Source organism: Enterobacter cloacae complex sp. S2, assembly GCF_015159675.1.
GTDB classification, from domain to species: Bacteria; Pseudomonadota; Gammaproteobacteria; order Enterobacterales; family Enterobacteriaceae; genus Enterobacter; species Enterobacter intestinihominis.
On the sequence record NZ_JADDTS010000057.1, the window covers coordinates 1 to 12,710 of the forward strand.

At 52.4% G+C, this 12,710-nt stretch carries 11 protein-coding genes and 1 pseudogene; all 12 read left to right on the forward strand.

The window, feature by feature from the left end; translation table 11 throughout:
* Positions 1-105: pseudogene (locus tag IPZ49_RS21690) on the forward strand (phosphomannomutase); the annotation flags it as partial.
* A 114-nt stretch (positions 106-219) separates the two neighbouring features.
* Positions 220-1,614, forward strand: coding sequence for an undecaprenyl-phosphate glucose phosphotransferase (gene wcaJ, locus IPZ49_RS21695; protein WP_063932887.1), 1,395 nt, complete (start codon positions 220-222; stop codon positions 1,612-1,614).
* Between the two features lies 1 nt (position 1,615).
* On the forward strand, positions 1,616-3,094 hold the full coding sequence (gene wzxC, locus IPZ49_RS21700; RefSeq protein WP_003863527.1) for a colanic acid undecaprenyl disphosphate flippase WzxC: 1,479 nt from the start codon (positions 1,616-1,618) through the stop codon (positions 3,092-3,094).
* 15 nt (positions 3,095-3,109) lie between these two features.
* Positions 3,110-4,390, forward strand: coding sequence for a colanic acid biosynthesis pyruvyl transferase WcaK (wcaK, locus tag IPZ49_RS21705; protein WP_006811234.1), 1,281 nt, complete (start codon positions 3,110-3,112; stop codon positions 4,388-4,390).
* Positions 4,387-5,607, forward strand: a complete 1,221-nt coding sequence (gene wcaL / locus IPZ49_RS21710; RefSeq protein WP_047726988.1) for a colanic acid biosynthesis glycosyltransferase WcaL — start codon at positions 4,387-4,389, stop codon at positions 5,605-5,607. Before wcaK ends, wcaL begins: the two co-directional genes overlap by 4 nt.
* Positions 5,608-5,619: 12 nt before the next feature.
* Positions 5,620-7,011: a colanic acid biosynthesis protein WcaM gene (gene wcaM, locus IPZ49_RS21715; RefSeq protein WP_063848005.1), complete on the forward strand. Its 1,392-nt coding sequence runs from the start codon at positions 5,620-5,622 to the stop codon at positions 7,009-7,011.
* A gap of 174 nt (positions 7,012-7,185) precedes the next feature.
* Positions 7,186-8,082, forward strand: a complete 897-nt coding sequence (gene galF, locus IPZ49_RS21720) for a GalU regulator GalF (protein WP_017383282.1) — start codon at positions 7,186-7,188, stop codon at positions 8,080-8,082.
* Between the two features lie 358 nt (positions 8,083-8,440).
* Positions 8,441-9,526 (forward strand): dTDP-glucose 4,6-dehydratase, encoded by a 1,086-nt coding sequence (gene rfbB / locus IPZ49_RS21725; RefSeq protein WP_040117848.1) that lies wholly within the window; start codon positions 8,441-8,443, stop codon positions 9,524-9,526.
* The gene (rfbD, locus tag IPZ49_RS21730) at positions 9,526-10,425 is read left to right on the forward strand and encodes a dTDP-4-dehydrorhamnose reductase (RefSeq protein ID WP_050871164.1); all 900 of its coding nucleotides are present in this window, start codon (positions 9,526-9,528) and stop codon (positions 10,423-10,425) included. Before rfbB ends, rfbD begins: the two co-directional genes overlap by 1 nt.
* A 51-nt stretch (positions 10,426-10,476) precedes the next feature.
* Positions 10,477-11,355 carry a glucose-1-phosphate thymidylyltransferase RfbA gene (gene rfbA / locus IPZ49_RS21735; protein WP_050871165.1) on the forward strand — a complete coding sequence of 293 codons (879 nt, stop codon included), beginning with the start codon at positions 10,477-10,479 and terminating at the stop codon, positions 11,353-11,355.
* A 3-nt stretch (positions 11,356-11,358) separates the two neighbouring features.
* Positions 11,359-11,907: a dTDP-4-dehydrorhamnose 3,5-epimerase gene (gene rfbC, locus IPZ49_RS21740; protein ID WP_050871166.1), complete on the forward strand. Its 549-nt coding sequence runs from the start codon at positions 11,359-11,361 to the stop codon at positions 11,905-11,907.
* A gap of 7 nt (positions 11,908-11,914) precedes the next feature.
* Positions 11,915-12,710 (forward strand): lipopolysaccharide biosynthesis protein (locus IPZ49_RS21745; protein WP_193762873.1); only part of this gene is annotated, 796 nt, incomplete at its 3' end.

The following is a 12,710-nucleotide window of genomic DNA, read 5'->3' on the forward strand; positions in this document are numbered from 1 at the left end:
TCCTCCAACACCGAGCCGGTAGTGCGCCTGAACGTGGAGTCCCGCGCCGATACCGCGCTGATGGAAGCCCGAACGAAGGACATTCTGGCGCTGTTGAATCAGTAAATACTGCCCCTCACCCCAGCCCTCTCCCCAAAGGGGAGAGGGTGTTCAAGTTCCCTCTCCCGTTTGGGGAGAGGGGTAGGGTGAGGGGTAAGGTTTAGAACTAAAGGAACAACGATGACAAATCTAAAAAAGCGCGAACGAGCGAGAACGAATGCATCGTTAATCTCTATGGTGCAGCGTTTTTCTGATATCACCATCATGGTCGGCGGACTGTGGGCGGTGTGTTGGGTCAGCGGGCAGTCGTTCTTATACATGCACTTGCTGATGGCGTTGATTGCGCTGGTGGTGTTTCAGATGATCGGCGGCATGACCGATTTCTATCGTTCATGGCGCGGCGTCAAAATGACCACCGAACTGATGCTGCTGCTCCAGAACTGGACCTTAAGCCTGGTTTTCAGCGCAGGGCTGGTGGCGTTCAGCCATGATTTTGATAACCGTCTTGTGACCTATCTCTGCTGGTATCTGTTAACCTGCATTGGCATGGTGGTCTGCCGCTCGCTGATCCGCTTTGGCGCGGGCTGGCTGCGCAACCGTGGGTATAACCGTCGCTTCGTTGCCGTGGCGGGCGACCTGCCGGTGGGACAGGTGTTGCTCGACAGCTTCCGCAAAGAGCCGTGGTTAGGTTTTGAAGTGGTCGGGATTTATCACGACGCGAAGCCCGGCGGCGTGCCGTCCGACTGGGCAGGTAACTACGAACAGCTTATTGACGATGCGAAAGCCGGCAAAATTCATAACGTCTACATCGCCATGCAGATGAAAGATGAATCCCGCATCAAGAAACTGATGCGCGAGCTGGCGGATACCACCTGCTCGGTGATCCTCATCCCGGATGTCTTCACCTTCAATATTCTCCACTCCCGTATTGAAGAGGTGAACGGGGTACCGGTTGTTCCACTGTACGACACGCCGCTGTCGGGGATTAACCGCGTGCTGAAGCGCGTGGAAGATATCGTCCTTTCGTCCCTGATCCTGCTGCTCATCTCCCCGGTGCTGTGCTGCATTGCGCTGGCGGTGAAGCTCAGCTCGCCGGGGCCGATCATCTTCCGTCAGACCCGCTACGGCATGGACGGTAAGCCGATCATGGTGTGGAAATTCCGCTCTATGAAGGTGATGGAGAACGACAAGGTGGTGACCCAGGCGACGCAGAACGATCCGCGCGTCACCCGCGTGGGCAACTTCCTGCGCCGTACCTCGCTCGATGAGCTGCCGCAGTTCATCAACGTGTTCACCGGCGGGATGTCCATCGTCGGGCCTCGTCCTCACGCCGTGGCCCATAACGAGCAGTACCGCACCCTGATTGAAGGCTACATGCTGCGCCATAAGGTGAAGCCAGGCATCACCGGCTGGGCGCAGATCAACGGCTGGCGCGGCGAGACCGACACGCTGGAAAAAATGGAAAAACGTATCGAGTTCGATCTGGAGTACATCCGCGAGTGGAGCCTCTGGTTCGATATCAAGATTGTTTTTCTGACCATTTTCAAAGGCTTCGTGAACAAAGCGGCGTACTAAGATGAGCTTACGAGAAAAAACCATCAGCGGCGCGAAATGGTCAGCCATGGCCACCATCGTCATTATTGGCCTCGGCCTGGTGCAGATGACGGTGCTGGCGCGCATTATCGATAACCACCAGTTTGGTCTGCTGACCGTCTCGCTGGTGATTATCGCCCTGGCCGATACGCTGTCGGACTTTGGTATCGCCAACTCCATTATCCAGCGCAAAGAGATCAGCCATCTGGAGCTGACCACCCTCTACTGGCTGAACGTCGGGCTGGGTATCTTCGTCTTTGTGCTGGTGTTCCTGCTGAGCGATGTGATTGCCGGCGTGCTGCATAACCCGGACCTGGCGCCGCTGATGCGCACCCTGTCGTTCGCTTTCGTGGTGATCCCGCACGGGCAGCAGTTCCGCGCGCTGATGCAGAAGGAGCTGGAGTTCAACAAAATCGGCATGATTGAAACCAGCGCCGTACTGGCGGGCTTTACCTTTACTGTGGTCAGCGCCCATTTCTGGCCGCTGGCGATGACCGCCATCCTCGGCTACCTGGTTAACTCTGCCGTGCGCACGCTGCTGTTTGGCTTCTTTGGCCGTAAGATTTATCGCCCGGGGCTGCATTTTTCGCTGGCGTCTGTTTCATCCAACCTGCGCTTCGGCGCGTGGCTGACGGCAGACAGCATTATCAACTACGTGAATACTAACCTCTCCACGCTGGTGCTGGCGCGTATTCTGGGCGCGAGCGTCGCGGGTGGCTACAACCTGGCGTATAACGTCGCGGTTGTCCCGCCGATGAAGCTCAACCCTATCATTACCCGCGTGCTGTTCCCGGCGTTCGCCAAAATTCAGGACGATACCGAAAAGCTGCGCGTGAACTTTTACAAGCTGCTCTCCGTCGTGGGGATCATCAACTTCCCGGTGCTGCTGGGGCTGATGGTGGTTGCCAGCAATTTCGTACCGCTGGTGTTTGGCGAGAAGTGGAACAGCATCATCCCGATCCTGCAACTGCTGTGCGTCGTGGGGCTGCTGCGCTCGGTGGGGAACCCGATTGGTTCTCTGCTGATGGCGAAGGCGCGCGTGGATATCAGCTTCAAGTTCAACGTGTTTAAAACCTTCCTGTTTATTCCGGCAATTATTGTGGGCGGCCACATGGCGGGCGCCATTGGCGTGACGCTCGGCTTCCTGCTGGTGCAAATCGTCAATACCGTGCTGAGCTACTTCGTGATGATCAAACCGGTGCTGGGCTCCAGCTACCGTCAGTACATCCTCAGCCTGTGGCTGCCGTTCTATCTCTCCTTACCGACGCTTGCGGTGAGCTACGGCCTGGGCGTGGTGCTCAACGGGCATCTGCCGCTGGCGGCGCTGCTTGCGGTGCAGGTCGCGGCAGGCGCGCTGGCGTTCGGCGTGATGATTGTGCTGTCACGCAATGCGCTGGTGGTCGAGATGAAGCGCCAGTTTTGCCGTAACGAAAAAATGAAAACGCTGCTTCGCGCAGGCTAATTTTACGAGGCCATTATGAAATTACTTATTCTTGGCAACCATACCTGCGGCAACCGTGGCGACAGCGCCATCCTGCGCGGTTTACTGGATGCAATTAACACCCTTAAGCCTGAGACAGAAGTGGATGTGATGAGCCGTTATCCGGTCAGCTCATCCTGGTTACTGAACCGCCCGGTGATGGGCGACCCGCTCTACAGCCAGATGAAACAGCACAACAACGCCGCGGGCGTGATGGGGCGCGTGAAGAAAGTGCTGCGTCGCCGCTACCAGCATCAGGTGCTGCTTTCTCGCGTGACCGACACCGGCAAGCTGCGCAACATTGCCATCGCGCAGGGCTTTACCGATTTTGTTCGTCTGCTGTCCGGCTATGACGCCATTATTCAGGTGGGCGGTTCGTTCTTCGTCGATCTGTACGGCGTGCCACAGTTTGAGCATGCACTTTGTACGTTCATGGCGAAAAAGCCGCTGTTTATGATCGGCCACAGCGTCGGGCCATTCCAGGATCCGCAGTTTAACCAGCTGGCGAACTATGTCTTCGGCCACTGCGACGCGCTGATCCTGCGTGAATCGGTCAGCCTCGACATGATGAAACGCAGTGAAATCGACACCACCAAAGTGGAGCACGGTGTGGACACCGCCTGGCTGGTGGATCATCAGGATGACAGTTTCCAGGCCAGCTACGCGGTACAGCACTGGCTGGACGTGGCGGCAAAGCAGAAAACCGTCGCCATTACCCTGCGTGAACTTGCGCCGTTCGATAAACGCCTCGGCACGACCCAGGCGGCGTACGAGAAAGCCTTTGCCGACGTGGTGAACCGCGTGCTGGACAGCGGTTACCAGGTGCTGGCGCTTTCCACCTGTACCGGTATCGACAGCTACAACAAAGATGACCGTATGGTGGCGCTCAACCTGCGCAACCTGGTGAACGATCCGTCCCGCTATCACGTGGTGATGGACGAGCTGAACGATCTGGAGATGGGCAAGCTGCTCTCCGCCTGCGACCTGACCGTGGGCACGCGTCTGCACTCGGCCATTATCTCGATGAACTTCGGCACGCCAGCCATCGCCATTAACTACGAACACAAGTCCGCGGGTATTATGCAGCAGCTCGGCATGCCGGAAATGGCCGTCGATATTCGTCATCTGCTGGACGGGTCGCTGGGGGCGATGGTGGGCGACACGCTCGGCCAGCTGCCTGCGATCAACGAACGTCTGGCGGTGGCGGTAAAAGCCGAACGCGAAAAAGGTATTGGCATGGTGAAATCCGTACTCGACCGCGTCCGGGAGGGGAAATGAAGGTTGGTTTCTTCTTACTGAAATTTCCGCTGTCGTCTGAAACCTTTGTGCTGAACCAAATCACCGCGTTTATCGATATGGGGTATGACGTGGAGATTATCGCCCTGCAAAAGGGCGATACGCAAAACACCCATGCGGCGTATACCCGGTATGGGCTGGAGGCGAAAACCCGCTGGTTGCAGGATGAACCCGCCGGACGATTGAACAAACTGCGCCATCGCGCCAGCCAGACGCTGCGCGGCCTTCATCGCGCCTCGACGTGGCGGGCGCTGAATATGTCGCGCTATGGGGCGGAGGCCCGCAACCTGATCCTTTCCGCCATTTGCGGGCAAACGGCCCAGCCGTACCGGGCCGATGTCTTTATCGCCCACTTTGGCCCGGCGGGCGTCACTGCGGCAAAACTGCGTGAGCTGGGGGTGATTGACGGCAAAATCGCAACCATTTTCCACGGTATCGACATCTCCAGCCGGGAAGTACTGAACCACTACACGCCGGAATATCAGCAGCTGTTTCGCCGTGGCGACATGATGCTGCCAATAAGCAACCTGTGGGCCGGACGCCTGAAAACCATGGGGTGCCCGAGCGAGAAAATCACCGTTTCACGCATGGGCGTGGATATGGAACGTTTCACTCAGCGACCGGTCAAGGTGCCGGGCAAGCCGCTGCAAATTATCTCTGTTGCCCGCCTGACCGAAAAGAAAGGGCTGCACGTAGCCATCGAAGCCTGTCGCCAGCTGAAGGCGCGCGGAGTGGACTTCCACTACCGCATCCTGGGCATCGGGCCGTGGGAGCGTCGCCTGCGCACGCTGATTGAACAGTATCAGCTGGAAGACGTGGTCGAGATGCCGGGCTTCAAGCCGAGCCACGAAGTGAAAGCCATGCTTGATGATGCGGATGTGTTCCTGCTGCCTTCCGTAACCGGCGCTGACGGCGATATGGAAGGCATTCCCGTGGCGCTGATGGAGGCGATGGCGGTCGGCATTCCGGTGGTCTCGACCCTGCACAGCGGGATCCCGGAGCTGATCACCTCTGAACACTCCGGCTGGCTGGTCCCTGAAAACAATGCGCTGGCGCTGGCGGATCGTCTGGCTGCGTTCAGTGATATCGATCAGCAGACGCTGATCCCTGTGCTGCAAAATGCGCGGCAAAAAGTTGAAGCAGAATTCAATCAGCAGGTGATTAATCGCCAGTTAGCGAGCCTGCTGCAAACGCTGTAACGCTGAGGTTGTATGCTGAAAAAGATTACCCGACGCCGATTTGTCTCTTCTTTATCCGTCCTGGCTGCCATGCCACTGCTGTCGCCCCGCGCTGTGCGGGCGGCAACCGGGAAGACGGTTTCTGTCGATCGCTACAACAATAACGACTGGATCGCCGCCTTTAAGCAGGCATTTACCGAGGGCGATACCGTTGTTGTTCCCGCCGGGTTAACCTGTGAAAACATCAATACCGGCATTTTCATTCCTGATGGCAAAACCCTGCTGATCCGCGGTGCGCTGAAGGGCAACGGCCGCGGGCGGTTTGTGCTCCAGGAAGGCTGTAAGGTCATTGGAGAAGGAGAGGGGCGCACGCATAACATTACGCTGGACGTGCGTGGCTCCGACTGTGTCATTAAAGGGCTGGCAATGAGCGGCTTCGGCCCCGTCACCCAGATCTACATCGGCGGTAAAAAGCCGAGAGTGATGCGTAACCTGCTTATCGATCGTATTTCCGTGAGCCAGGCCAACTACGCCATTCTGCGCCAGGGTTTTCATAATCAGGTGGACGGTGCGCGCATTACCAACAGTAAATTCAGCCACTTGCAGGGGGACGCGATTGAGTGGAACGTGGCGATTAACGACCGCAATATCCTGATCTCTGACCACGTGATCGATAACATCAACTGCACAAACGGCAAGATCAACTGGGGCATAGGCATTGGGCTGGCTGGCAGCACGTACGACAATGACTATCCGGAACAGCAGACCGTTAAAAACTTCGTGGTGGCAAATATCACCGGCAGCAACTGTCGGCAGTTGGTCCATGTTGAAAACGGTAAACACTTTGTGATCCGTAATATCAAGGCCAGCAATATTACCCCCGACTTCAGTAAAAAGGCCGGAATTGATAACGCGACGGTAGCTATTTATGGCTGTGATAATTTCGTTATTGATAATATCGATATGGTGAACAGCGCCGGAATGTTAATCGGGTATGGCGTGATCAAGGGCGATTATCTGTCGATACCGCAAAACTTCAAACTTAACGATATTCGCCTGGATAACCGCCAGCTGGCCTATAAGCTGCGCGGGATACAGATTTCCTCCGGCAATGCCACCTCGTTTGTTGCCATCACCAACGTCAACATGCAGCGAGCAACGCTTGAGCTGCACAACAAGCCACAGCACCTTTTCTTGCGTGATATCAACGTGATGCAGGAGTCAGCGACGGGACCAGCGCTTAAGATGAACTTCGACTTGCGCAAAGACGTGCGTGGGAAGTTTATGGCCAAAAACGAGACGCTGTTGTCGCTCGCGAACATAAAAGCGGTTAATGAAAAGGGGCAGAGTTCGGTGGATATTGATCGGGTCGATCAACACGTGGTGAATACGGAACGGTTGAATTTTGCGCTGCCGCACAGGTAATCCTAGAGCCTATTTTGCGACTATTCCTGGTACGGAATCGCGATCTATTCAGATTACAACTACTGTAATTTGTGGTGGGGTGACCTAGGATTACTCCATATTTACGGCAAAACATGCTGGCGAAAACAGGTTTAAAAGCTATAATTCGTCAACCATTTTAAGGTGGAAGAAATAATGATTAATTTGAAAGCAGTCATACCGGTAGCGGGTTTGGGCATGCATATGTTGCCCGCCACAAAGGCCATTCCTAAAGAGATGCTGCCGATCGTTGACAAGCCGATGATTCAGTACATCGTCGACGAGATTGTTGCTGCGGGGATCAAAGAAATCGTTCTGGTGACGCACTCTTCGAAGAATGCCGTTGAGAACCACTTCGACACCTCTTATGAACTCGAAGCGCTGCTTGAGCAGCGCGTTAAGCGTCAGCTTCTGGCAGAAGTTCAGTCTATCTGTCCTCCTGGCGTGACCATCATGAACGTGCGTCAGGCGCAGCCGCTGGGTCTGGGCCACTCAATCCTCTGCGCGCGCCCGGTGGTGGGTGATAACCCGTTCATCGTGGTCCTGCCGGACATCATTATTGATACCGCTTCCGCCGATCCGCTGCGTTACAACCTGGCGGCAATGGTCGCGCGCTTCAACGAGACGGGCCGCAGCCAGGTGCTGGCGAAACGTATGAAGGGCGATCTCTCTGAGTATTCCGTTATTCAGACCAAAGAGCCACTGGAGACGGAAGGGCAGGTGAGCCGGATCGTTGAGTTTATCGAAAAACCCGATCAGCCGCAGACGCTAGACTCCGACCTGATGGCGGTAGGCCGTTATGTGCTGAATGCGGATATCTGGGCTGAGCTGGAAAAAACTGAGCCGGGCGCCTGGGATCGTATCCAGCTGACCGATGCGATTGCTGAGCTGGCGAAGAAGCAGTCGGTTGATGCCATGCTGATGACCGGCGACAGCTATGACTGCGGTAAGAAAATGGGGTATATGCAGGCCTTTGTGAACTATGGCCTGCGTAACCTGAAGGAAGGGGCGAAGTTCAGAAGCCGGATTGAGAAGCTGCTGGCTAACGACTAATACTTCTTCCGCAGCCTGAAAGACTTCATGCGCGGCAGCCATCATCTTGTTATGTTGTTACATAACTAAAATGATGGCTGCCGCTTTTTGCTATTAATTCCTATAATAACAGAGAGTTATCTGCTTCAAATCTGGGCTGATTTGTAACGATTTGTGCTTGTTTCCGAATCCATTTAGGACGACAATTAACGCCAGTTTTTGTCTGAAATCAGACAGTCAATCTTATATTCAACACGCGCTCAGTGCACTGGTAGCTGTCAAGCCAGGGGCGGTAGCGTGCAAAATTTCTGAAACCTGAATTAATACCAGGGTTCAGAACGCCAATATCTCGACATATCTACAAAACGGAATAGATAACGTGAAAATTCTTGTGACGGGTGGAGCCGGCTTTATCGGCTCAGCGGTTGTACGACATATTATTACAAATACCCATGACCAAGTCGTCAATGTGGATAAACTCACGTATGCCGGCAACCTCGAGTCCCTTAACGATGTCAGCGCCAGTGAACGTTATGTGTTTGAGCATGCAGATATTTGTGATAAAGCGGCTATGGATCGTATTTTTGCTGAGCATAATCCGGATGCGGTAATGCATCTGGCGGCAGAAAGCCATGTAGACCGTTCCATTACCGGCCCGGCGGCATTCATTGAAACCAACATTGTTGGGACATATGTGCTTCTGGAAGCTGCCCGTGCTTACTGGTCAACGCTCGATGACGCGGCGAAAAAAGCGTTTCGCTTCCATCATATCTCCACCGATGAAGTATACGGCGATCTGCCGCACCCGGATGAACACCCGGTATCCTCAGAGCTTCCGCTGTTCACTGAAACCACGGCCTACGCGCCAAGCAGCCCATACTCTGCCTCCAAAGCGTCCAGCGACCATCTGGTTCGCGCCTGGCTGCGCACCTACGGTTTCCCGACAATTGTCACCAATTGTTCAAACAACTACGGTCCGTATCATTTCCCGGAAAAGCTGATCCCGCTGGTGATCCTGAACGCGCTGGACGGAAAAGCGCTGCCGATTTACGGCAAAGGCGATCAGATCCGTGACTGGCTCTATGTTGAAGACCATGCCCGTGCGCTTTACACCGTTGTGACGCAGGGTAAACCGGGGGAAACTTACAACATCGGCGGTCATAACGAAAAGCAGAACCTGGACGTTGTGCACACTATTTGCGATTTGCTGGATGAGATCGTGCCGAAAGAAGGCTCTTACCGCGATCAAATTACGTATGTTGCCGATCGCCCAGGACATGACCGCCGCTATGCGATTGATGCGCATAAAATTGGGGTGGAACTGGGCTGGAAGCCTGAAGAGACGTTCGAAAGCGGAATTCGTAAGACCGTGGAATGGTATCTGAGCAACCAGGAGTGGGTTAATAACGTAAAAAGCGGTGCTTATAAAACCTGGATCGAACAGAACTACGGGGAACGTCAATAATGAACATTCTTCTGTTCGGCAAAACAGGTCAGGTGGGCTGGGAGCTTCAGCGCGCGCTGGCTCCACTTGGCAATCTGATTGCGCTTGATGTGCATTCTAAAGATTACTGCGGTGATTTCAGCAACCCGGAAGGGATTGCTGAGACGGTTCGTAATATTAAACCTGACGTGATCGTCAATGCATCCGCACACACCGCAGTGGATAAAGCAGAGTCGGAACCAGAGTTTGCGCAGTTACTGAATGCGACAAGCGTTGAGGCTATCGCCAAAGAAGCTGCAAAAATCGGCGCCTGGGTTGTTCACTACTCCACGGATTACGTCTTCCCCGGCGATGGCGAAACCCCCTGGAGTGAGACGGATGCGACGGCACCGCTGAATGTTTATGGGCAGACGAAACTGGATGGCGAAAAAGCATTGCAGGATAACTGCCCTAATCACCTGATTTTCCGTACAAGCTGGGTATATGCAGGTAAAGGCAACAATTTTGCCAAGACCATGCTGCGTTTGGCGAAAGAACGCAAAGAACTTTCCGTCATTAACGATCAGGTGGGTGCCCCAACAGGCGCTGAGCTGTTAGCCGATTGTACCGCCCACGCCATTCGTGTCGCGATGGTGAAACCAGAAGTTGCCGGGCTTTACCATCTGGTCGCTTCTGAGACCACCACCTGGTACGACTATGCGGCGTTGGTGTTTGAGGAAGCCCAAAAAGCAGGCGTTGAGTTGGCGATTGAAAAGCTGAATGCTGTACCAACTACGGCATATCCGACGCCTGCGCGTCGCCCGCATAACTCACGCTTGAATACCATGAAGTTCCAGCAGAATTTCAACCTGGTCTTGCCAGCATGGCATGTTGGTGTGAAACGTATGCTGGCTGAGCTTTTTACGGCGCAATCCATTTAATCATTAAAAAGTGCCCGTTTACGGGCATTTCGTGTTTATAGAGAAATTATAATGGCTACACGTAAAGGTATTATCCTTGCCGGCGGATCCGGTACTCGTCTCTACCCTGTGACCATGGCGGTAAGTAAGCAACTGCTGCCAATTTACGACAAACCCATGATTTACTACCCGCTGTCTACGCTTATGCTGGCAGGGATTAAAGATATTCTGATCATTAGTACGCCGCAGGATACTCCGCGCTTTGAGCAGCTGCTGGGGGACGGTAGACAGTGGGGATTAAACCTTCAATATAAAGTCCAGCCAAGCCCGGACGGACTGGCACAGGCCTTTATCATTGGCGAAGAGTTTATTGGTGACGATAGCTGTGCGCTGGTGCTGGGCGATAACATTTTCTATGGTCATGATTTGCCGAAACAGCTGGAAGCCGCAATTGATAAAGGTCATGGTGCAACCGTATTTGCCTATCACGTCAATGACCCTGAACGTTATGGCGTGGTGGAGTTCGATAAAGAAGGTACGGCAATCAGCCTGGAAGAGAAACCGCTGGAGCCGAAGAGCAATTATGCCGTTACGGGACTCTATTTCTACGATAACGATGTAGTGGAAATGGCGAAGAACCTGAAGCCTTCTGCACGCGGTGAGCTGGAAATTACCGACATCAACCGTATTTATCTGGAGCAGGGGCGTTTATCCGTTGCGATGATGGGGCGTGGCTATGCGTGGCTGGATACAGGAACCCATCAGAGCCTGATCGAGGCGAGCAACTTTATTGCGACGATTGAAGAGCGTCAGGGGCTGAAAGTTTCCTGCCCTGAAGAGATTGCGTATCGTAAAGGGTTTATTGATGCTGAACAGGTGAAGAAGCTGGCTGAACCATTGAAGAAAAATGCCTATGGCCAATACCTGCTGAAGATGATTAAAGGTTACTAAGACATGAACGTAATTAAAACTGATATTCCTGATGTGCTGATTTTTGAACCAAAAGTATTTGGTGACGATCGTGGTTTTTTCTTTGAAAGTTTCAGCCAGAAAGTGTTTGAAGAGGCGGTAGGGCGTAAAGTTGAATTTGTGCAGGATAATCACTCAAAATCCTGCAAAGGTGTTCTGCGTGGCTTGCATTATCAACTGGAACCGTATGCACAGGGCAAACTGGTACGTTGTGTTGCTGGTGAAGTTTTTGATGTTGCGGTTGATATTCGCAAATCCTCTCCAACGTTTGGGAAATGGGTTGGTGTGAATCTTTCTGCTGAAAATAAACGACAGCTTTGGATCCCTGAGGGGTTTGCACACGGATTTTTGGTATTAAGTGATACGGCTGAGTTTGTATACAAGACAACAAATTACTACCATCCAAAAAGTGAAAGAAGTATTCATTGGAAAGATTCAGAATTAAATATTTCTTGGCCTGATACGGCTGAAATAATCATTTCAGAAAAGGACAAAAAGGCATTATCTTTCAACAGTTGTGAATACACAAACTAACAAGAAAATGCGCAAATTAATATCAAATAATAAATTTTTAAAAAGCGTTGCGATAATAGCGTCGGGTACAGCTTTGGCGCAAATAATTAACTTGGCTGCTATTCCTCTCATTACTCGTCTTTATGGCCCAGAGGCATATGGAATGATGGGAAGTTTTATGTCGATCGTTAACGTATTGATTCCTTTATCTGCATTAAGCTACCCGATTGCTGTAGTTCTACCAAGAAAAGATTCAGTTTCAAATATAATTGTACGGTTAAGTTTGATACTAGGAATTGCTACATCCGTGACGGTTCTAATTGGAATGATTCTATATACACTCCTTAGACACGATATTGGCATGCCAATATGGTATATAGCTGTCATTCCTCTTACTATGCTTGTTCTTCCTCTTCAGCAATGTGGACAGCAATGGCTCATAAGGAAAAAACAATATAGTGCAATTGCTAAAGTTTCTGTCATTCAGTCTGTTGTACTTAACGCATTAAAAATAATAATTGGATTACCTTGGCATGGCGTGAAAACGTTAGTAATAATTACTGCATTAGGCTATTGGTTACAGGCATTACAATTTTTCTATAATGCAAAAAAAAATGGCCTTGTGATAGTTAAAAATAACTTTTTTCGCAATTTAACAAAGGTAAGTCGTGCGTACGCTGACTTTCCCGCATATAGAACTCCACAAGTACTGGTTAATGCGCTTTCACAAAGTTTGCCAATATTCGTAATAGGGTTTTATTTTGGGGCTACTCAAGTTGGTTATTTTAGTTTAGCACAAACAATACTTGGGGCTCCTGTAACAC

Coding starts and splice junctions, on each gene's coding strand:
- wcaJ (WP_063932887.1), top strand. CDS start 220: ATGACAAATCTAAAAAAGCGCGAACGAGCGAGAACGAATGCATCGTTA.
- wzxC (WP_003863527.1), top strand. CDS start 1,616: ATGAGCTTACGAGAAAAAACCATCAGCGGCGCGAAATGGTCAGCCATG.
- wcaK (WP_006811234.1), top strand. CDS start 3,110: ATGAAATTACTTATTCTTGGCAACCATACCTGCGGCAACCGTGGCGAC.
- wcaL (WP_047726988.1), top strand. CDS start 4,387: ATGAAGGTTGGTTTCTTCTTACTGAAATTTCCGCTGTCGTCTGAAACC.
- wcaM (WP_063848005.1), top strand. CDS start 5,620: ATGCTGAAAAAGATTACCCGACGCCGATTTGTCTCTTCTTTATCCGTC.
- galF (WP_017383282.1), top strand. CDS start 7,186: ATGATTAATTTGAAAGCAGTCATACCGGTAGCGGGTTTGGGCATGCAT.
- rfbD (WP_050871164.1), top strand. CDS start 9,526: ATGAACATTCTTCTGTTCGGCAAAACAGGTCAGGTGGGCTGGGAGCTT.
- rfbA (WP_050871165.1), top strand. CDS start 10,477: ATGGCTACACGTAAAGGTATTATCCTTGCCGGCGGATCCGGTACTCGT.
- rfbC (WP_050871166.1), top strand. CDS start 11,359: ATGAACGTAATTAAAACTGATATTCCTGATGTGCTGATTTTTGAACCA.